The 20317-nt window shown below is 30.0% G+C and carries 21 protein-coding genes; 7 read left to right on the top strand and 14 right to left on the bottom strand.

Going from position 1 to position 20317, the window contains the following annotated elements:
• Positions 1-241 precede the first annotated feature (241 nt).
• Together GQR92_RS06510 and GQR92_RS06505 are read right to left on the bottom strand one after the other, a co-directional pair.
• The gene (locus tag GQR92_RS06510) at positions 242-1600 is read right to left on the bottom strand and encodes a pyridoxal-phosphate dependent enzyme (RefSeq protein WP_158838338.1); all 1359 of its coding nucleotides are present in this window, start codon (positions 1598-1600) and stop codon (positions 242-244) included.
• Positions 1601-1868: 268 nt separating this feature from the next.
• Complete coding sequence (locus GQR92_RS06505) at positions 1869-3104, bottom strand: ABC transporter permease (RefSeq protein ID WP_158838337.1); 1236 nt, start codon at positions 3102-3104, stop codon at positions 1869-1871.
• A gap of 51 nt (positions 3105-3155) precedes the next feature.
• On the opposite strand from GQR92_RS06505, the gene GQR92_RS06500 reads away from it, so the two are divergent.
• Entirely contained in the window at positions 3156-4364 is a 1209-nt protein-coding gene (locus GQR92_RS06500; protein WP_441339136.1) for an exo-beta-N-acetylmuramidase NamZ family protein, read from the top strand.
• 337 nt (positions 4365-4701) lie between these two features.
• A complete protein-coding gene (locus GQR92_RS06495) occupies positions 4702-5010 on the top strand; it encodes a GIY-YIG nuclease family protein (RefSeq protein WP_158838335.1) in 309 nt (102 codons plus the stop codon).
• Positions 5011-5085: 75 nt separating this feature from the next.
• Here the strand turns inward: GQR92_RS06495 and GQR92_RS06490 are convergent, their stop codons facing one another.
• Positions 5086-5937, bottom strand: coding sequence for an IS3 family transposase (locus tag GQR92_RS06490; protein ID WP_302849606.1), 852 nt, complete (start codon positions 5935-5937; stop codon positions 5086-5088).
• Between the two features lie 44 nt (positions 5938-5981).
• Positions 5982-6293, bottom strand: a complete 312-nt coding sequence (locus tag GQR92_RS06485) for a transposase (RefSeq protein WP_158838313.1) — start codon at positions 6291-6293, stop codon at positions 5982-5984.
• A gap of 125 nt (positions 6294-6418) precedes the next feature.
• On the opposite strand from GQR92_RS06485, the gene GQR92_RS06480 reads away from it, so the two are divergent.
• From GQR92_RS06480 to GQR92_RS17960, 4 genes are all read left to right on the top strand, one after another.
• Positions 6419-7387: an IS110 family transposase gene (locus GQR92_RS06480; protein WP_158838325.1), complete on the top strand. Its 969-nt coding sequence runs from the start codon at positions 6419-6421 to the stop codon at positions 7385-7387.
• 284 nt (positions 7388-7671) lie between these two features.
• Positions 7672-7983, top strand: a complete 312-nt coding sequence (locus tag GQR92_RS06475) for a transposase (RefSeq protein ID WP_158838313.1) — start codon at positions 7672-7674, stop codon at positions 7981-7983.
• A 50-nt stretch (positions 7984-8033) separates the two neighbouring features.
• Complete coding sequence (locus tag GQR92_RS17965) at positions 8034-8468, top strand: IS3 family transposase (protein ID WP_233270039.1); 435 nt, start codon at positions 8034-8036, stop codon at positions 8466-8468.
• An 86-nt stretch (positions 8469-8554) separates the two neighbouring features.
• A complete protein-coding gene (locus tag GQR92_RS17960; RefSeq protein ID WP_233270037.1) occupies positions 8555-8878 on the top strand; it encodes an integrase core domain-containing protein in 324 nt (107 codons plus the stop codon).
• Positions 8879-8949: 71 nt separating this feature from the next.
• Here the strand turns inward: GQR92_RS17960 and GQR92_RS06465 are convergent, their stop codons facing one another.
• Genes GQR92_RS06465 through GQR92_RS06455 form a run of 3 tightly spaced genes read right to left on the bottom strand, consistent with a single transcriptional unit; the run spans position 8950 to position 11873 of the window.
• Positions 8950-10335, bottom strand: coding sequence for a Sau3AI family type II restriction endonuclease (locus GQR92_RS06465; protein ID WP_158838334.1), 1386 nt, complete (start codon positions 10333-10335; stop codon positions 8950-8952).
• The gene (locus GQR92_RS06460) at positions 10328-11575 is read right to left on the bottom strand and encodes a DNA cytosine methyltransferase (protein ID WP_158838333.1); all 1248 of its coding nucleotides are present in this window, start codon (positions 11573-11575) and stop codon (positions 10328-10330) included. Before GQR92_RS06460 ends, GQR92_RS06465 begins: the two co-directional genes overlap by 8 nt.
• On the bottom strand, positions 11565-11873 hold the full coding sequence (locus GQR92_RS06455; RefSeq protein WP_158838332.1) for a helix-turn-helix domain-containing protein: 309 nt from the start codon (positions 11871-11873) through the stop codon (positions 11565-11567). Before GQR92_RS06455 ends, GQR92_RS06460 begins: the two co-directional genes overlap by 11 nt.
• A gap of 531 nt (positions 11874-12404) precedes the next feature.
• Between GQR92_RS06455 and GQR92_RS06450 the strand changes: the two genes are divergently transcribed.
• Positions 12405-13373 (top strand): IS110 family transposase, encoded by a 969-nt coding sequence (locus GQR92_RS06450; RefSeq protein ID WP_158838331.1) that lies wholly within the window; start codon positions 12405-12407, stop codon positions 13371-13373.
• Positions 13374-13846: 473 nt separating this feature from the next.
• Here GQR92_RS06450 and GQR92_RS06445 read toward each other — a convergent pair whose 3' ends face one another.
• From GQR92_RS06445 to GQR92_RS06415, 7 genes are all read right to left on the bottom strand, one after another.
• On the bottom strand, positions 13847-14740 hold the full coding sequence (locus GQR92_RS06445) for an IS1595 family transposase (RefSeq protein WP_158838075.1): 894 nt from the start codon (positions 14738-14740) through the stop codon (positions 13847-13849).
• A 50-nt stretch (positions 14741-14790) separates the two neighbouring features.
• Entirely contained in the window at positions 14791-15390 is a 600-nt protein-coding gene (locus tag GQR92_RS06440; RefSeq protein WP_158838330.1) for a hypothetical protein, read from the bottom strand.
• A 104-nt stretch (positions 15391-15494) separates the two neighbouring features.
• A complete protein-coding gene (locus GQR92_RS06435; protein WP_158838329.1) occupies positions 15495-17651 on the bottom strand; it encodes a peptidase domain-containing ABC transporter in 2157 nt (718 codons plus the stop codon).
• Complete coding sequence (locus GQR92_RS06430) at positions 17641-18501, bottom strand: carboxypeptidase-like regulatory domain-containing protein (RefSeq protein ID WP_158838328.1); 861 nt, start codon at positions 18499-18501, stop codon at positions 17641-17643. Before GQR92_RS06430 ends, GQR92_RS06435 begins: the two co-directional genes overlap by 11 nt.
• A gap of 48 nt (positions 18502-18549) precedes the next feature.
• Positions 18550-18717: a hypothetical protein gene (locus tag GQR92_RS06425; protein WP_158838327.1), complete on the bottom strand. Its 168-nt coding sequence runs from the start codon at positions 18715-18717 to the stop codon at positions 18550-18552.
• A gap of 91 nt (positions 18718-18808) precedes the next feature.
• Positions 18809-19429, bottom strand: coding sequence for a hypothetical protein (locus GQR92_RS06420; protein WP_158838326.1), 621 nt, complete (start codon positions 19427-19429; stop codon positions 18809-18811).
• A gap of 175 nt (positions 19430-19604) precedes the next feature.
• On the bottom strand, positions 19605-20285 hold the full coding sequence (locus tag GQR92_RS06415; protein ID WP_233270035.1) for a hypothetical protein: 681 nt from the start codon (positions 20283-20285) through the stop codon (positions 19605-19607).
• Positions 20286-20317 lie beyond the last annotated feature (32 nt).

Here is a 20317-nt window from a genome sequence, read left to right as displayed (position 1 = left end):
TCTATTAAAAAAATAGTTGCATTATATATTTAACATAACTTATTTTTAAAATTGATTTTTTTTTGTAAAAAAAGAAGAAAATAAGTACCAGAGTTAGGTTCTGTTATTTTTAAATAGGCCACTAAGACGTTTGGTAATATACTTGTAATTATATAGCAGGATGCAAAAAAAAACACCTCGTTAAAGGTGTTTTTTTTATGTATAGATAATAAGATTTAGAAACTAGTTTCGCACCCTAAAATTACATAGCACTAATAATATCGTATTTTGTAATTATCTGATGATTTCCGTTTTCTAAATCAACCAAAACTGCATCATTTTCTTTGGTTATCAATTTAGAAATAGCTTCTAATTTTGCTGTTTTCTTTACAATAGGGTACGGTTTTCCCATAATGTCTTTAATAGGTTTGTCTGCAATATTTTTATCGGCAATAAAATTGTGTAATAAAACCGATTCATTAATAGAACCTACAAAACCGTGAATGTCTTTTACCGGAATCTGAGAAATTTTATATTCTTTCATACGCTCAATTGCATGTGACACCAATTCTTCTGTTTGTGCAGCAACCAAAGGCGTATCTCCATGGTTTTTAATTAAACCAGCAGCCGTTTTAATATCTTCTTCTAAAAAACCTCTATCACGCATCCAATCGTCGTTAAACATTTTACCCACATATCTACTTCCGTGATCATGAAATATAACCACTACAACGTCCTCTTTAGTAAAATGTTCTTTTAATTGCAACAAACCTTTTATAGCAGAACCAGCAGAATTTCCTACAAAAATCCCTTCCTCTTTTGCAATTTTTCTAGTATAAACAGCAGCATCTTTATCCGTCACTTTGGTAAAACCATCAATTAAAGAAAAATCAACGTTTTTGGGTAAAATATCTTCTCCAATTCCTTCTGTAATGTATGGATAAATTTCATTTTCGTCAAAAATACCCGTTTCATGATATTTTTTAAACACAGAACCGTACGTATCAATTCCCCAAATTTTAATATTAGGGTTTTGCTCTTTTAAGTATTTTGCCGTTCCAGAAATAGTACCTCCAGTACCCACACCAACTACTAAATGAGTGATTTTTCCATCCGTTTGTTCCCAGATTTCAGGACCCGTTTGCTCATAATGTGTTAAAGCGTTACTCGGGTTGTCATACTGATTTACATACCAAGAATTTGGCGTTTCTGCACCCAAACGTTTAGAAACCGAATAATAAGAACGCGGATCTTCTGGCTCTACATTTGTTGGGCACACAATTACTTCTGCACCAACGGCACGTAAAATGTCCATTTTTTCTTTAGATTGCTTGTCCGATATTACAAAAATGCATTTGTACCCCTTAACAATTGCGGCCAAAGCCAACCCCATTCCGGTGTTTCCAGAAGTCCCTTCTATAATGGTTCCTCCAGGTTGTAAACGACCGTCAGCTTCTGCATCTTCAATCATTTTTAAAGCCATCCTATCTTTAATAGAATTTCCTGGGTTAAAAGTTTCTACCTTTGCCAATACCAAAGCATCTATTTCTTTTGTAACCGAATTTAACTGCACCAACGGTGTGTTACCAATGGTTTCTAATATGTTTTTAGCGTATTTCATGGTCTCTATTTTCTATCTATTGTAAAGGTAAATTTTTTTTAGGCGTTCCCCAAAGGGTCGCGCTTTCATTACTCGCTTTTAACACTTTTTAAGAAGTGTTAAAGAGCTTAAACATGCCATTTAATCGCTAACGCAAATTATCTGCTAGCAATTTGTATTTACTAAAGCTTACAGTATGTTTGCGTTAGCGATTGAAACGGCATCCTTTTTAGAGGTACGAAAAAAAGATATAGTGGAAAGCGCGACCTTTTTAGGGAACGCCCAAATGTTAAGCAAATTTAATAGACTTAGATGGATTTATTTTTGTGATAATGTAAGACGGAATAATGAGCATTAGAAAAGACATAATTAAGGTACCTAAGTTTAGCAATAAAATATACATAAGCGAAATATGAACAGGCATAGTACTTACATAATACGTCTCTGGATTTAGAGTAATAATTTTAAAGTAATGTTGAATAAAAATGATAGACAACCCAATGATGTTTCCGTAAAAAAGACCTTTTAAAATAAGGTAAGAGGCATTGTATAAAAATATTTTTCTGATGCTTGTGTTGTTGCTTCCTAAGGCTTTTAAAATACCAATCATTTGTACGCGTTCTAATATTAAAACAAGTAGGGCGGTAATCATATTTATACCCGCAACTAAAATCATAATAGCAATAATAAACCACACATTATTGTCAAAAAGTTGTATCCATTCAAATACTGCAGGATAGGCTTCTAAAATAGTTTTACTGTTTAGAGTTGCACCAATATTACTGTAAATTTCGGCTCCTTTTTCTTCTATATGATCAAAACTATCTAAGATAACTTCAAAACCACCAATTTCATTTTCTGTCCATTTATTAAGAGTTTGCACTTCTCTAAGATCACCAATCATCATGGTTTTATCAAATTCTGCAAAACCAGAATTGTAAATACCTACAATAACATATTTTCTGTTAGAAGGTAATTTGCTAGTAGTTGTTTTTAAAAAAGTAGCTAAAATAGTATCGTTTAATTTTAGTTGTAAACGGTTTACAATTGTTTGTGATAATAAGACTTCTTTGGTTCTTGGTAAATTTAAATTCGGAATGCTACCTGCTACCAAATACTCTTTAAAGAAAGACCAATCGTAATCTGTAGAAACACCTTTAAAAATAATACCTTCAAAATCGGTTTTTGTTCTTAAGATTCCGCCTTTACTAGCAAAAACCTGAACATTTTTAATACCATCTATGTTTTTAAACTTCGGATAAAAATCTTGATTTTTATTTATAGGTACTGTAGAAACATCCGAATTATTGGCATCATAGTTTACAATCTGAACATGGCCTTTAAACCCCGCCATTTTATCGCGAATTTTATTTTGCAAGCCAGCGCCAGTTGCCACAGCAATTAGCATAATTATAATTCCCAACGCAATTGCAGTGATTGCAATTTTTATTATTGGCGATGAAATGCTACTTTTATACTTTTTGCCAGCAATAATGCGTTTTGCAATAAATAACTCGTAATTCAAATTATGATCAATTTTAAACCTTTCAAAAGTACATATTTATTCTTATTTCTTATGCTGAATTTTCAGCTCATTTCTTGTGCCCAAAAACCCAAAGCAATAGTTAAGAAAGTAACAGAAAAAATACCTGTTTTAAAAATAGGAGCAGAGCGTACAGATTTATATTTAAATTTATTAAAAGGAAAAAATGTGGCTGTGGTTGCAAACCAAACATCTGTATTGTCTGTTTTAGAAAGAGCAGTTGTAGCGCCTAATGTTATGGGTTCTAAAAATGTAACCCATCATTTAGTAGATTATTTATTTAGTTATAACGGAATAAACGTTAAAAAAGTTTTTGCGCCAGAACATGGTTTTAGAGGAAAAGCAGATGCTGGCGAGGTTGTAAAAGATGGTTTTGATACCAAAACAGGTTTACCAATTGTATCGCTTTATGGTAAAAATAAAAAACCTTCTGCAGCACAATTAGCTGGAATTGATGTGGTTGTTTTTGATATTCAGGATGTAGGTGCCCGTTTTTACACCTATATTTCTTCTTTACACTATGTAATGGAAGCGTGTGCAGAAGCCGGAATAGAAGTAATTGTTTTAGACAGACCCAACCCAAACGGACATTATATAGACGGACCTGTTTTAGAATTAGCGCATACTTCTTTTGTAGGGATGCATAAAGTTCCGGTAGTTTACGGAATGACCATTGGTGAATACGGACAAATGATTAACGGAGAAAAGTGGCTTAAAAACGGAATGCAGTGTAACTTAAAAGTGATTCCGTTAGAAAACTATACGCATCAAACGGAATATAGTTTGCCTATAAAACCATCTCCTAATTTACCAAATGATAAAAGTATTAATCTATATCCGAGTTTGTGTTTCTTTGAAGGAACCAATGTTTCGGCAGGTAGAGGAACTGAAATGCAATTCCAAATTTATGGTTCTCCATTTTTAACAAAAAGCGATTTTACTTTTACGCCACAAGCAAATGAAGGCGCTAAATACCCTAAGTTTAAAAACCAATTATGTTACGGAAAAAATCTAGAAGAAATTGGCAATCTGAGTAAAATAGATTTGTCTTTTTTGATAAAAGCTTACAAGCAAAATACGTCTAAAGACTTTTTTAATAATTTCTTCACCAAATTAGCAGGAACAAAAAAACTACAAGAACAAATAGAAAAAGGTATCTCAGAACAAGAAATTAGAAAAACTTGGCAGAAAGATTTAAATGCTTTTAAATTGGTTAGAAGTAAGTATTTGATTTATAAGTAGTTTTTAAAATGAATTTTTAAGTACTATTTTGTCTATCAATTATAGATTCCTGCTTTCGCAGGAATGACAAAAAGTAAGACTAGTGTCAGAAAAATAAAAAGAATAAGCATACTTGTCATTCCTGCGCAGGCAGGAATCCAAACGAATTACTCATGATGGATAAATGTTAACTTTTAAAAGAAGTAATTTCTTAAATTAATTTTAAGAGCTATTTTGTTTACCAATTATAGATTTCTGCTTTTGCAGGAATGACAAAATGAGGATTAATATCAGAAATATAAAAGAATAAGCATATTTGTCACTCCCAAGTATGCAAGAACCCAAACTTCAAAAATAAATGAAAACAATTCATCAATATTATGTTTATCTTTTAGCAAGTAAAATTAGGGGAACATTATATATTGGTGTAACAAATGATTTACAAAGAAGAGTTTATGAACACAAAAAAGGAATCAAAAAAGGTTTTACACAAAAGTATGGTGTAAATAGGTTGGTTTATTTTGAGACGTTCCAAAATATGGAAGAAGCTATTACAAGAGAAAATAATATGAAAAAGTGGAAACGCGATTGGAAAATTAAATTGATTGAGGAAGAAAATGTTCAATGGCTAGATTTAGCTAGCGATTGGTATGATGATATTTTATAGCGTATGTCATTCCTGCGTAGGCAGGTGTTTTGACCCCTATAAAACAAGAGTAATCTTTTAAATTTCGATTATTGGTTAAGCGGTTAACTTTTTCATTCTAATAAGATGTTCATCTGCATTCCATTTTTCCATTGGTGTTATACGTCCTAACAAGCCGTGAAGTCTTCTATTATTATAAAATTTCACGAAGCGTTTTAGTATTTGCTCTATTTCTCCAAAATATTGGTAGTCCCACCTATTAAAGACTTCTTTTTTCAATATTCCATGATAGGCTTCTATATGTGCATTCTCTTCTGGGGTTGCTACGTGTGTAAATTCTTGTTGCACTCCAATGAGACCTAAATATTCACGTACTTTTTTTGCTATAAACTGGCTTCCATTATCACTTCTAATGACCACGTTTTGAGGGTAGTCATAATTTTCAAACAACTCAGAAAGTAGCGCTATAACGTGATTTTGTTTAATAGTAAAAGAAAAATAGTCTTTTACTATTCTTCGAGTGTGAACGTCAATAACTGATAGTAAATAAGCATTCTTTCCTACACTTGGTATCCAAACCATCTTTATATCCATCTCCAGGCATTCTAAAGGTCTAGAAGTTTGCACCTTTCTAAACTTTACAAACTTGCGTCCAGAACCACTTCTATCTATCCTATTATCAAGTTTCAACAAGCCTTCTTCCTTCATAATTCTATACAACTTTTTATGATTGATAGTGTAACCATCTCTAGTTAAATAGCTGGTCATTAATCGATAACCACAATCTATAAACTCGTGCTTTAAAATCTCTTTTATAGACACAACTACAGCGTCTTGTAATACAAAACCTTTAGTCTTGTGGAAAGTCTCTTTAGATGGCTTATTTCCTTTTTTACCGCCACTAGGTTCTCTATAATAGCTACTCGATACAATACCAACCATCTTTATAATCTTAGCCTTAGAGATTTTATGTTTGTTATAAATAGTGTCTACTAGATCTTTCTTGGATCGGACGTCCCAAACTTTTTTTTTAAAAGCTCACGTTGCACTTCAAGCTCGATTTCTCTATCACTCAGCAATTTTCGTAACACTCGATTCTCTTCTTCAGCTGCTTTAAGTTCTTTACTTTTAGTGTCATAGGTAACTTTTAAACCTGCTTCTCCTTTGTGCTCAAACTTCTTTTTCCAACTATAGAAAGTGCCAGTACTTACGCTGTATTTTCGGCAGGCCTCAACGATACCTATTTCTTCGGAAACAGATAGTATTTCTAACTTCTGTTCTAAAGTCCATTTCTTGTATTTCATATCTCAAATATATTAGTTTTGAAATTTAAAATATCACTCCGAACTTATTGGGGGCTAAAATACCTAGATCTCGTTTTCAAGTTGTTGTGAGTAAAAGTAGGTTATTCTTTCATAAATCAGTTCTTATGAATAAATATAAGGAAATTTTTGGAGTTGACATCAGTAAAGACGTTTTTGATGTTTATGGAAGTACAAGTGGTCATGATCAGTTTAAAAATGATGAATTAGGGTTTAAAATATTCTTAAAAAATCTCCCTAAAAACTCATTAGTAATTATGGAAGCAACGGGTTATTACCATTACAGGTTAGCTCAGTTTTTATACAAACAAAGCATTTTTGTATCTGTTGTAAATCCTTTATCTGTAAAGCGTTTTATCCAAATGAAATTGTCTAAAGTAAAGACGGATAAAAGTGATGCAAAGGCTATCTGTGAATATGGAGGCATCAATGAAGTTCCATTGTATACTGCTCTTACCAATGTTCAGAGTGAGTGCTTACAGTTGTTTAGATTATTAGATAGTGATATTAAAAAACGCACAGCGGTAAAGAATAAAATTCACGGAGAAGAAGTTTTAGGGATTCCCTCTAAGTGGGTTTATGGTTCTTTAAAACGGACTAAAAAACATTTAGATAAAGAGATTTTAGGAATCGAAACAAAAGTACTTTCGTTAGTAAAACAAGACCAGCAAGCACAATTAACATTACTAACTAGTATTCCAGGGATAGGTTTGAAAACGGCATTGTTTTTAATCGTAATTACTGATGGGTTTAGGAAGTTTGAAACGGCTTCACAATTATGTAGTTATGTAGGGATCACTCCAACGATAAGAGTGTCTGGAAGTAGTGTACGTGGAAGAAGTAGAATAAGTAAGGTTGGAAATAGGAAACTACGAAACCTCTTGTTTCTCTGTGCTTTTACAGCTTGTAAACATAATAAAGGATGTCGTGAGATTTATGAGCGAATTGTTAACAAGGGTAAGAGTAAGAAATTGGCTTTAATAGCGGTTTCAAATAAATTGATAAAACAGAGTTTTGCTATCGCAAAATCAGGTTTACCATATGACGAAACGTACGTTTCTGTTTTATCAAAATAAATAGTAATTACATAAAAAATAAAAGCTCAAAATACTAATTGATAGAATTATGAGCCTATAATAATAGTGCGTAAATTTAATGAAGAAAAGAGTTGTTTTTTAGCTCAGTTCTTTGTTGTACACTGGCATTTTCTTTCCGCAAACTTGCTAGCGTTGGCAAAGACATACTCTTTTGTAATTTTTGGCTTGTGTTGGTGGCTGAAGCGAATTGCAAATGTGTATTATTTTAGCCCCCAATAAGTTCGGAGTGATATTTTAAATTTCAAAACTAATATATTTGAGATATGAAATACAAGAAATGGACTTTAGAACAGAAGTTAGAAATACTATCTGTTTCCGAAGAAATAGGTATCGTTGAGGCCTGCCGAAAATACAGCGTAAGTACTGGCACTTTCTATAGTTGGAAAAAGAAGTTTGAGCACAAAGGAGAAGCAGGTTTAAAAGTTACCTATGACACTAAAAGTAAAGAACTTAAAGCAGCTGAAGAAGAGAATCGAGTGTTACGAAAATTGCTGAGTGATAGAGAAATCGAGCTTGAAGTGCAACGTGAGCTTTTAAAAAAAAAGTTTGGGACGTCCGATCCAAGAAAGATCTAGTAGACACTATTTATAACAAACATAAAATCTCTAAGGCTAAGATTATAAAGATGGTTGGTATTGTATCGAGTAGCTATTATAGAGAACCTAGTGGCGGTAAAAAAGGAAATAAGCCATCTAAAGAGACTTTCCACAAGACTAAAGGTTTTGTATTACAAGACGCTGTAGTTGTGTCTATAAAAGAGATTTTAAAGCACGAGTTTATAGATTGTGGTTATCGATTAATGACCAGCTATTTAACTAGAGATGGTTACACTATCAATCATAAAAAGTTGTATAGAATTATGAAGGAAGAAGGCTTGTTGAAACTTGATAATAGGATAGATAGAAGTGGTTCTGGACGCAAGTTTGTAAAGTTTAGAAAGGTGCAAACTTCTAGACCTTTAGAATGCCTGGAGATGGATATAAAGATGGTTTGGATACCAAGTGTAGGAAAGAATGCTTATTTACTATCAGTTATTGACGTTCACACTCGAAGAATATAAAAGACTATTTTTCTTTTACTATTAAACAAAATCACGTTATAGCGCTACTTTCTGAGTTGTTTGAAAATTATGACTACCCTCAAAACGTGGTCATTAGAAGTGATAATGGAAGCCAGTTTATAGCAAAAAAAGTACGTGAATATTTAGGTCTCATTGGAGTGCAACAAGAATTTACACACGTAGCAACCCCAGAAGAGAATGCACATATAGAAGCCTATCATGGAATATTGAAAAAAGAAGTCTTTAATAGGTGGGACTACCAATATTTTGGAGAAATAGAGCAAATACTAAAACGCTTCGTGAAATTTTATAATAATAGAAGACTTCACGGCTTGTTAGGACGTATAACACCAATGGAAAAATGGAATGCAGATGAACATCTTATTAGAATGAAAAAGTTAACCGCTTAACCAATAATCGAAATTTAAAAGATTACTCTTGTTTTATAGGGGTCAAAACATGTATGGCTTTTAGCGTTGGCTTATTTCAGATATATTTCGTCTTTCACGTAACTTGCGTTTAGCCAAAAACAATGTTTTGTGTATTCAGTCAATCCTGTCAATTTATCAGCAATAGGCAATTCGTAAGTATCTTCCTTATTTCTTGCGTGAGGTCTGACGTGACTAATTCTATTTTCCGTTTTCTTTGGAAAAAATGATTTTCTCACACCTTTTTCAGTTACTTCCTTTACAATTTCTCCATTTGTAACAGTTTCTACCATTTCTTCCCAAACATTTTTTGCTTCAAGAATATCTGAATGTTGCATATTCCAAAATTTTACTTTTCTTAAAATCAATTTTTCTCCCTCAAATTGATAAAACACAAAGAAAAATTTACTTTCTAAAATGTTCTTAAAATCTGAATCTTCCCAATCAGTTTCAATAAGTTCTTGATATTCAAATGTTGGAAATGAAATATCTTCTTTCGGTAAATTATTTTCTTTAAGTCGAATTGTTTTTACTCGAATATCCGCTTTTTCAAATTCCTCAATTTTTTGACCGAGTTTAAGTCCAAGAATTGAATTTGTAAGATTTGCAAAATAACTTTTGGCTTTTTCATTTAAGTCTAAACCTAATTCTTGTGCAATTTGTTCTGCGGATTTCCCATAAAATGGGTGGAACTTTAAAATTACTATTTCTTCTAAAGATTGAACTTTATCTAAAATTTCTGGTCGTTCAATTATCTTTCCGTAGATAGCAGTTTCTTCTTGAGCGATATTTGCAATAATATGATTTACATAACCTTGTTTTAAAGAATATGCTCTTTGCTTTGCTTGCTCTTCATTGAAAGGTTGATTTCTAAATGATTTTAATGCAGTAGAACCTTTTGTACAAGCTCCAAGATAAAATGTATCTCCTTCTGATAATTCGTGAGCTTTTCCGTCCTTTATTTTTTGATTGATAAATTCCCAATCTTGTTTTATAATTTTTAAATCTTCATTTGGATATTTCCAATCATCAACCAACTTTATTATATAGTCAAGTAATTCTAAATCTCTGTCGTGAAGATAAAACACTAAAAGTAAATGAGCATTTTTCTTCCAAAAAGAACTTGTTTCAAATTCTTCTTTATGAACTTCTAAATAATTTATAATGTTTAAAACCAATCTTTCTTTAGAACGGAATTCTCCGTTTTTCAAAGTTTTTAATGGACTTGATTTAAGTTCCATTCCAACTTCTTTAAAATCGGGTTCTGCATCAGAATTTGGCTCGTAACCGAAATAGAATTTTTCTAATATTTGACCAAAATTTCCTTTTCCCTTATAACCGTGTTTTTCGATTTCAACTCCACAAGCTTCTCTTAAAGTTTGGTCTTTTAATAATTTGGCAAAGTCAATAATTGAGTCAGCTGAATTTACATTATACATACTCAAATTGATTTATCTGTTTATAAAGTTCTTCTCCAATTTTTTCAATAACTCCAACAACTAAAGCATTTCCCATAAAAAACGCTCGTTTTGTGTCTGTAATTCCGTCAAGTTTTGTGTGATTGTCTGGAAACATATTTAGTCTTTCTAATTCGATTGGTGTTAATCTTCTCAAACCTCTATCTGAAACAATTACGTGTTTAAATCTTGAAGCTGATTTCCCACCTTCTCCAGTAATTATAGTTCTTGAAGCATTATCTAAAGCATCTGGATAAATCATTCCGCCTTCTGAATATTTATAAACAAAACCATCTGGTGATTTACGTTCTATAGTTTTAGCACCCTTTAAATATTCCCATTTATCTTTGTCTTTCTCGTCAATAAAAAATTCAGGTGTTACTTCTCCATTTTGTAAAACATCTGCTAAAACAGTTCTTTCTCCATCATAATTTGGAACTGTTTTAGTTGTATAAACTTTACCTTTTATAAGTAAACCTGTATTTTGAAAAGGCGATAATTTTCCGTTTTTATTAAAATCATTTGTTATTTCAACTAAATCTCCTTTTAATTCGACTTCTTGAATTGAATCTGTTTTTTGAACAGGAAAAGCATTTGCAATTGTTCCTTCTTCGACTAACCAATTAGTTTTATTAGACTTTTGAAGTCTTTTGTAAATATCTGTTGATTTATGATAACCAATAAAGAAAACTCTTCTTCTTCTTTGTGGCATTCCATATTCAGCTGCATTTATAACTCTCCATTCTACTGCATAACCTAATTCGTTTAGACTTTGCAACATTACAGCAAAATCTCTTCCTCTTTGTTTTGCTGGCGATTTTAAAAGTCTATCAACATTTTCTAAAAACAAGTATTTTGGCTTGTTTTTTTTCTTTTCTAAAATTTGATGAATAGACCACCAAAGAACACCTTTTTTGCCTTTTAAACCTTTTGAATTATGCAATGTTGTTGCTACTGAATAATCTTGACAAGGAAATCCGCCAACTAATAAATCGTGATCTGGAATTTCCTCTACATTTCTTGTTACAACTTCATTTATATCTTCGTTTGAGTGGTTTTCTTTTCCAAAACGTTCCTCGTAAACTTTTGATGCGTGTTGTAATTTGGTAGATGGTTCCCATTGGTTACTCCAAACAATTTCGTAATTACTTTTTTCAAGTCCAAGACGAAAACCTCCAACTCCTGCAAACAATTCTGCAACTTTCATTTTCTTATTTTCCATTTTCTTGAGTCTTATAATAGTTAATTTTTTCTTCTGCAACTTTCAGTATTTCGGAAGTCGATTCTGTATATTTTAATTCTTCTGCAATTTTTTCTGAAAACCAATTTATGATAAGTTCACTTTCTGAAAGTTCATAAAATTTAGCAAGTCTTACGATTTGTTCCTTTGTCGGTTTTCTTTCGTTTTTCTCAAATTTGCTAATCAAAGATTGATCAATATCCACTTCAGCCGCAACTTTTCGTAGAATTAAATCTTTTTCCTCTCTTGCACATTTCAAAGTGTCTCCTAATGTTTTCATTGGTCAAAATTGTTTTAGACAAATATTGTCCAAATTTATAAAAACATTTTGGATTTTCAAGTTTTAATTCAGATTATTTTTTTCGTTCTGGTGTGTTGGGGAATTTTAGCTCTTTTGGTTTTTCGAGCGTTGGAATCGAGCGTTGGCAAAAACCGAAAGTGCTAAAATATGCGGCTGGTTGCTTGTGTACAACGTTGTTGTATAAGCTTTGTTGCGTTGATTAAGCAGTGAATTTACTAAATAAAACACGAACGGCGAAATTCCGGAGGAATTTCCCAAGTGAGCTAAAAACAGCAATTAATTTTATACGGCTTAAGTTAGCATTTTATAATAAAAGACTAAATTTAAGTATATAATCAGAAAGAATAAAAGAGAGAATTAAGGTTAATTTATACGGTGAAGCTTAGACTTCGACAACATTGGTAATCCTCTCTCTTTTCTACTAAAATCACGTTCAGTTCTGTGAGACCTAGATCTCGTTTTCAAGTTGTTGTGAGTAAAAGTAGGTTATTCTTTCATAAATCAGTTCTTATGAATAAATATAAGGAAATTTTTGGAGTTGACATCAGTAAAGACGTTTTTGATGTTTATGGAAGTACAAGTGGTCATGATCAGTTTAAAAATGATGAATTAGGGTTTAAAATATTCTTAAAAAATCTCCCTAAAAACTCATTAGTAATTATGGAAGCAACGGGTTATTACCATTACAGGTTAGCTCAGTTTTTATACAAACAAAGCATTTTTGTATCTATTGTAAATCCTTTATCTGTAAAGCGTTTTATCCAAATGAAATTGTCTAAAGTAAAGACGGATAAAAGTGATGCAAAGGCTATCTGTGAATATGGAGGCATCAATGAAGTTCCATTGTATACTGCTCTTACCAATGTTCAGAGTGAGTGCTTACAGTTGTTTAGATTATTAGATAGTGATATTAAAAAACGCACAGCGGTAAAGAATAAAATTCACGGAGAAGAAGTTTTAGGGATTCCCTCTAAGTGGGTTTATGGTTCTTTAAAACGGACTAAAAAACATTTAGATAAAGAGATTTTAGGAATCGAAACAAAAGTACTTTCGTTAGTAAAACAAGACCAGCAAGCACAATTAACATTACTAACTAGTATTCCAGGGATAGGTTTGAAAACGGCATTGTTTTTAATCGTAATTACTGATGGGTTTAGGAAGTTTGAAACGGCTTCACAATTATGTAGTTATGTAGGGATCACTCCAACGATAAGAGTGTCTGGAAGTAGTGTACGTGGAAGAAGTAGAATAAGTAAGGTTGGAAATAGGAAACTACGAAACCTCTTGTTTCTCTGTGCTTTTACAGCTTGTAAACATAATAAAGGATGTCGTGAGATTTATGAGCGAATTGTTAACAAGGGTAAGAGTAAGAAATTGGCTTTAATAGCGGTTTCAAATAAATTGATAAAACAGAGTTTTGCTATCGCAAAATCAGGTTTACCATATGACGAAACGTACGTTTCTGTTTTATCAAAATAAATAGTAATTACATAAAAAATAAAAGCTCAAAATACTAATTGATAGAATTATGAGCCTATAATAATAGTGCGTAAATTTAATGAAGAAAAGAGTTGTTTTTTAGCTCAGTTCTTTGTTGGCAACTGGGCGTTGTATTCGTTTTTTATTTTGCATAATTATTAATTCAGATTATTTAATTCATAAATTTGATTGATGTATTCATAATTAATATTGTTCAATTACTAAAATGGATTGAAAAAATATACTTTCAAGTTGTTGTATTCATATTTAAGGTTGAAGTAATATAAAATAAAATTGATACATTTATAGAGTGGTTTGTTGGTTTTATGTTAACTTGAAGTAAATTTTATTTTTGAGATGTTAGAATATTCAGGAGAGGTTGCTCCATATATACTTTTTACATATTTTTTCACATTTTGAGCAATGGTATATAGTCCTGTTCCATTTTCATAAAGAATTTTAGAGGTCAGTAGTTAGTTACATATAATTTTGTGATGTTCTACTTTCTCCTTTTCAACCATTTTAGTTATTAAGTTATTGAATATTGTTGCTTTACTTTGTGATCGATTAATTCTAAAACAAAATTCATTAAAATATCTATTTAGATTAAAGTCACTAACCCAAGAATACGTTGTTCTTATCCAAGATTTCACTTGATGAATCATTGTATGAAGTGCTTTAAAATTCATACCACCATTACTTTCTATTTGAGTAATATTATAAACTTTAGCAATAGGCCTGTAACCTCTCCATTTGTCGGTTATCACTTTAGCTTTTCGACTGATATGATTCACAAAAATATATTGCAAAGAACTAGCTGAAAAATCTTCGATTCTCATGGCATACATTCTTTTAACTTTTCCATCTTGAGTTAGTTCAACAGCAGTTATAGCTTTCTTTTTCTTAGCATTATAACTTCTTCCTACTTTGTCTTTTTCTCGTCCACCCAAAACAAATTCATCTACATGAACAATACCAGTCATAGGACTATTTCCACTACTTTCCATTGCTTCTCTAATTTTGAGCATAAATAAACGGGCTGTCTTTTCTGTTACGCTAAAACGAACTGCAACATAACTAGCAGAAAGGCTTTTAGTACTTGTACTCATTTCAAAAACAATAAAAAAAGCTTTTCTAACACCAAACTTTACCTTGTGAAAAAGTGTGTTTGAGGTAGATGATTCTTGATGAGAACAAATATTACATGTACGTGAAAAATCTTTTCTTATTTGAGCCTTGTTATGACCACATTTAACACATTGAAATCCATCTTTCCATTTAATATCTGCCAAGTATTTCTTGCAATCTTCATCCGTTTTAAACCGATCAGCAAACTCTAGAAGATTTTGTCCTTTAAATATATTCATAATAATACTCTATTTATTGACTTTAAAGATATGAATTTAAATACTGACCTCTAAAGAATTTTATTTCTTTCTATTAGTTTAGTGTTTAATTCAGCTTCTGTAATATCTACATTTTTTGTACTTTCTACTAAAATAGTATGATAAGCTGTTAGATTCACTAACTTTAATTTTTCTAAATTTGGATTATATGTTGGAATTGTAGTTAATAATTGTAATATTTTAGAAAAATTATCTGCTAATTGTGTGAAAGATTGACGAGAGGTAGAAGTTGTTTTTTTTTCTTCTCCTGTTTCTGCATCTACTTCTTTCTTTTTCTTTTTAGTTCCTTGTATTAAATTGTTTAAAGATTTTGCTTGTGCTAAAACTCCTTCTGTAAGACCTAATATTTCTAATTGATTGATAATTCTTGTAGAAGTTGATTTTAAATTTAGATACTCTTGTTGTCTTGTGTGTATAGAATTTTTATTTGCATTACGTTTTTCCTCTACTTCTGTAACTGAATTTAAAGAATTTGTATATAACGTGTTTAAGTTTACAATTTTTAAATTATCGACTGGTGGATTGTAGGCAGTATATACTGTTACTTGCTCAATTAGTTTTTGAAGATTAGCTACATTTTTAGCATTTCCTGTTTCATATTGCTTGCTCATTTTTTTAATTTTTAAAAGTTATTATTGTAAATATAACGAATTCTTTTAAAAGTATATTGTGTTTTTGACTGACAATGAGTATGTAAGGAGTTAATTGTTCTAAATTAAATAATAAGTTCTTTCCAAAAATCACTATAAAAGTTAGTGGTTTCCATTAGTTGATTGTGATTACCAAAATTAGAAATTACTCCATTTTCTAATACATAAATTGTATCTGCAATTTGAGGTAATGAATGTAACCTATGAGAAATGAAAATAATAGTTATTTCAGATTTTAGTTTCTTTAATAAGTTTAATACAAATTTTTCTGTTTTTCTGTCCATTGCTGATGTAAATTCATCTAATAATAATAATTGAGGTTTTTTATACAAAACTCTCATTAAAGCAATGATTTGTTTTTGCCCACCAGATAAATTAATACCTTCTTCGCCTAAAATAGTAGCAAAGCCTTGAGGTAAACTATTTACAAATTCTGTAAAACCATATTGGTTACAAAAATTCTCAATATTTTCTGGAGTATCTTCTTTACCTAACAAGATATTTGTGATTACATTTCCACTAAATATGGTTATGTCCTGTGGAATGATACCAATAATATTTCGCCAATCTTCTGTGTTTATATTTGGTAAATTGTATTGATTGTTAATTAAGATTTCACCATTTTCAAAAGGATAGAATTTTTGTAGTACTTGTCCTAATGTACTTTTACCACTTCCGCTTTCTCCAACGATTGCAATACATTCATTTTTATTAACAGATATATTAATATCTTTAAAGAGTTCTTTCCTACCTGCAAAACGAAAAGAAAGGTTTTTAATTTCTAAAGAATTAATTTTTTTTAATGGAATTCCCCCTTTATTTTCTTCTTCTATGGAAGTAAATTCATACATTCTATTAAATGCTACTTTTGCTTCTTGAATTTCAATATTAACTAAAGCTAAATTTGAAGTTGAAGCCATTAACATACTTACTAATTGTAAAATTGCGATAATTACACCTGCTGTTAATTCATTGTTTAAAACTAAATAAACACTATAACTAAGTGTTCCTATTATAAAAAAAATTGAGATTAATTCACTTATTGTTGCATAGTTTAGACTTAAACGGTTTAAATCATAAATTGCTTTTTGAAATAATTTATAAATAGAGTTTGTTTCTTTTGCAAAAAAAAGTTCTTTGTTATTATTTTTAATAGTTTCTATTCCATTTATAGTATCTATATAATTACTTTCATTTCGTGAATAGGACTGCATAACCTTTTGTTGTTGTTGTTTTATTTTTGGACTAAAAAAAAGAACAACTACTGTTAGTAAAGGAATCCATAATAATGTAATATATCCTAGAGTTGTATTATAATTAAAAATTGCTATTGAAACGATTATAACTAATAATATATCTATTACTATACTTCCAATTATTTTTGAAATAGTTTTTTGAATTCTACTTGTATCGTTCATTCTTGCTACCATATCTCCAATTTTTCTAGTATCAAAAAATGTTTTTGGGAGTTTTAATAAGTTATTGTAAAAAAAGTGAATTACTCTTATATTATAATTTTTAGTTTGACGTATTAAGAATAAACCTCTTAAATAACCAAAGAATACTTGGATGCTAAATAAGAAAAATAATAGACAAATACTTGCAATAATTTTAAAAGTGTCTTTTGAGGGCAATAAAACGTCTATTAATTTTTGAGAATATACAGCTGTTGCTAAACTTAAAATTGCTAAAATAATTCCTAAAAATAAAGACATTGAAAGTAAGTTTACATCTTCTTTAATGTATTTATATACCCATTGCCATTTTTGTTTTTTTTCTTCTTTTTTCTTTATAAGTTTTTCTGTTTCTTTACAAAGTAGCAGTGCTTTAGATTGCCAAATAGTCTCTAGTTCTTTTTCATTAATATATTCAATTTTTGAATTTGCAGGATTGCTTATAATAAACATTTCTTTTTTAGAATCGTAACCAAAACAAACAATATAATGTTGTAATTTTTCTTCAAAAAGAGTATGTAAAATAGCCGGAGTTTTGTTTTCTTTTAATGCTGTAATAGTAGATTCATAGCCTTTTATTTCAAATCCTATTTTATTGCCACATTGCATAAGACCTAACATAGTTGTACCTTGTTTTGACGTACCGCTATATTCTCTTAATTTTTGTAAAGAAATGTAACTGTTATGATGTTTAAGGATAGTTTGTAAACATATAATACCGCAATCAGATTGGTCTTGTTGTTGGGTATGTATTTTGTTAATTTTCATAATTAGCCAATGTAAACTCTATAGCGAGATTCATGTTTAGATTTAAAATAGAAAAGTCTTTCCATTCTCCTTCCAAAAATATAAATGTTGAATAATCAAGTAACTCTTTTGGTTTTTTTGTAGAAAATTTTAAATTAGGTAAGGGTTGTTTTTTAGAAATTATTTTACCATTACTATCAACTTCTCCAATTTTTTCGATAATAATAAATACACCTTTCTTATCAAGTTTTATACTGTTTTTAATAAGATTAATATTAATATATTTTTTTGAGTTCTCGTTTAGTTCTATTAAAAGCGGTTTTTCTATTAATAGCTTTAAAGGTAATCTGTTTTCAGTAGAATAGATTGCAAATCTTATAAAACTTCGGTATTTGTACTTTTTAGAATATCCTTTTTTATTAAAAGATAGCAAAACATCATTAATATAAGTATCATTTTTGGTAGTTTCTAAAGAAGCATAAAACCCCAATGTTAATGGTTCTTTTGTTGAATCTACTAAAAAAGTATTTCCTTTTTTAAATCCAACTTTTTTAATAATATTAGGTCTATTACTGATAACAATTTCGTCTAATATATTATCTTTAGAAGTTAAAAATATTGTGTTTTTCAATAATTTAATCCTAGTCTTTAGTGTTTTATAACCTAAGCAGGAAATATAAATGCTATCTGGTTTAATTTTATTAAGCTCAAAACATCCTTTGTCATTAGAATAAAATCCACTATTTGTTAAAGGAAACTGTATAGCAACATATGGGATTGCTTTTTTTGAAGTAGAGTCTCTAACTATATAATTTTGTGAATTAGCTATAAATGAATGGCTAAGGAAGATAAATAATATTGTTTTTATCATAAGTTTGTTGTTAAAAAGGGTGCTTTTAACACCCTTTATTTGAATTGATTAACAGTCGTAAATTTCTGGACCTTCAGATACTTTAATCCAAAAAACTTGATATTTACAAGTTCTAACACATTTTCCACCGCCAATAGAACCACCTCCACCGCAAGATTTTCCAATAAATTTACCTCCTTCAAGGTTTTCTAATTGATTTACATTTAATTCTTTCATAATTTAGAATTTAAAGTTAAAATAATTTGTTCTCATTTTTTCTTTGAAGGATAAATAAGTAAACCTTTTCTATCTAGACGTCAATCGATAGCTAACTAAAATTCATTTCCATAACCATGGCAAAAACAAACCAAAACAAAATTCCTAAACCATATGTTCTTATTGTGATTAAAAATGCTCTTTTGTAATTAATTTTTATAATTTTATTTATGCCAACCCCTAATAATATTATTATCATTAGCTGTCCTAAATTTATACTTTTGAGTGATAATTCAATCCAAGGTGCTGTTTTTCCAATATTTATATAATTTCCAAGATTTAGTTTTTCAGATGCAGAATTTATAGACCCCATTGTAAATGTCCAATTATTTAATTTTACAATAGCAATTATCAAAAACTGATATATTATAACAGCTAAAAAACTAAATGTAATTAAATTTAATATGCTTGTTAAATTTGTTTTAATTTTGAAATATAAAAAACCAATATTTAAACATAAAAGCATTCCTATACTTTGTAAAAGTAAAAAAATAAAATTTTCTAATAAATACATTTTAAATTCTTTTGTTTCATTATTGATAACATCGTTTCTAATCTCGATAGTATTATATTGAAACATTTCTTTAATATAAGATTTCATTAAATAGTATTCAAGTAAAAATACAATGATAATTAATGTTAAGATAATTATGTTAATATGTTTTCTTTTCATTTTTCCTTTTTTTATACGAGTGAGTGAGCCTTGTTGCCAACGGTCTCGTATAAGATTAGTTGCGTGGTTTAAGTAACTAATTTAGCAAATAAAAACCGAATAGAAAATCAGCGAGGATTTTCGTAAGTAGGCTAGAACCAAGCAATTAATTTTATACATTGTTGTGGCTAGTGCTTTATTCTCCATTCGGAATATTTTTATCTTTACAATACTTTTCAATTTCCGAATCATTCTCAAAATAGCCATCACAAAATTCATCAAGTTCTTTTTCAGTTGATTTGTAATAACGCTCTTGAGCTGTCATTAATCTGTCGGTTTGCTCAATGAATTGTTCAAATTCCTTATTGATTTTACATAGTTTGTCGATTGTCTTAAAATCGAGGTCTTTGTAAATTGCTGGGAATAATATTTTACTTTGATATGGATTAGCATTTAGTTCAATTATTCCAATTCCGAACGATTGATTTAGTCTTTCCATTTCGTCAGACAAGCTATCACTAAACTCAAATGCTACTAAATATCCATAATTCGCCCAACTTGAATTTGAAACTGCTTGAAAATAGGCTTTTTTCAATTCCGTGTCCGAGTTAATTTCTTTTTTTAATTCGTAAGAACTTAATTTAAAGGTGTCAACTCTATTAATTGATTTTAAGAAATTCTGACTGACCTTGGTTTGCAAATTCAAAAATTTAACTCCAACCATATCTGGATGTGTCCAAATTTGGTTGCTATCTTTTCCGTTTTTTGAATGTTCGTGGAATATTGTTTTCGAATATATTTTGGTATTCTTTAAATAACTACTCAAAAGTCTGTGTAAATCTCTTTCGTTATATGATTTGGCTTTTACTTTAGGCATGTTTTGACCCCTATAAAACAAGAGTAATCTTT

The sequence above is a fragment of the Polaribacter sp. L3A8 genome (genome assembly GCF_009796785.1).
Classification (GTDB): Bacteria; Bacteroidota; Bacteroidia; order Flavobacteriales; family Flavobacteriaceae; genus Polaribacter.
The sequence above is the reverse complement of the archived record's forward strand: the minus strand, read 5'-3'. Positions and strand labels throughout refer to the sequence as shown.

Coding starts and splice junctions, on each gene's coding strand:
- GQR92_RS06510 (WP_158838338.1), bottom strand. CDS start 1,600: ATGAAATACGCTAAAAACATATTAGAAACCATTGGTAACACACCGTTG.
- GQR92_RS06435 (WP_158838329.1), bottom strand. CDS start 17,651: ATGAAAATTAACAAAATACATACCCAACAACAAGACCAATCTGATTGC.
- GQR92_RS06495 (WP_158838335.1), top strand. CDS start 4,702: ATGAAAACAATTCATCAATATTATGTTTATCTTTTAGCAAGTAAAATT.
- GQR92_RS06485 (WP_158838313.1), bottom strand. CDS start 6,293: ATGAAATACAAGAAATGGACTTTAGAACAGAAGTTAGAAATACTATCT.
- GQR92_RS17965 (WP_233270039.1), top strand. CDS start 8,034: ATGGTTGGTATTGTATCGAGTAGCTATTATAGAGAACCTAGTGGCGGT.
- GQR92_RS06450 (WP_158838331.1), top strand. CDS start 12,405: ATGAATAAATATAAGGAAATTTTTGGAGTTGACATCAGTAAAGACGTT.
- GQR92_RS06455 (WP_158838332.1), bottom strand. CDS start 11,873: ATGAAAACATTAGGAGACACTTTGAAATGTGCAAGAGAGGAAAAAGAT.
- GQR92_RS06445 (WP_158838075.1), bottom strand. CDS start 14,740: ATGAATATATTTAAAGGACAAAATCTTCTAGAGTTTGCTGATCGGTTT.
- GQR92_RS06500 (WP_441339136.1), top strand. CDS start 3,156: ATGCTGAATTTTCAGCTCATTTCTTGTGCCCAAAAACCCAAAGCAATA.
- GQR92_RS06415 (WP_233270035.1), bottom strand. CDS start 20,285: ATGCCTAAAGTAAAAGCCAAATCATATAACGAAAGAGATTTACACAGA.
- GQR92_RS06440 (WP_158838330.1), bottom strand. CDS start 15,390: ATGAGCAAGCAATATGAAACAGGAAATGCTAAAAATGTAGCTAATCTT.
- GQR92_RS06430 (WP_158838328.1), bottom strand. CDS start 18,501: ATGATAAAAACAATATTATTTATCTTCCTTAGCCATTCATTTATAGCT.
- GQR92_RS06420 (WP_158838326.1), bottom strand. CDS start 19,429: ATGAAAAGAAAACATATTAACATAATTATCTTAACATTAATTATCATT.
- GQR92_RS06475 (WP_158838313.1), top strand. CDS start 7,672: ATGAAATACAAGAAATGGACTTTAGAACAGAAGTTAGAAATACTATCT.
- GQR92_RS06465 (WP_158838334.1), bottom strand. CDS start 10,335: ATGTATAATGTAAATTCAGCTGACTCAATTATTGACTTTGCCAAATTA.
- GQR92_RS06480 (WP_158838325.1), top strand. CDS start 6,419: ATGAATAAATATAAGGAAATTTTTGGAGTTGACATCAGTAAAGACGTT.
- GQR92_RS06425 (WP_158838327.1), bottom strand. CDS start 18,717: ATGAAAGAATTAAATGTAAATCAATTAGAAAACCTTGAAGGAGGTAAA.
- GQR92_RS06460 (WP_158838333.1), bottom strand. CDS start 11,575: ATGGAAAATAAGAAAATGAAAGTTGCAGAATTGTTTGCAGGAGTTGGA.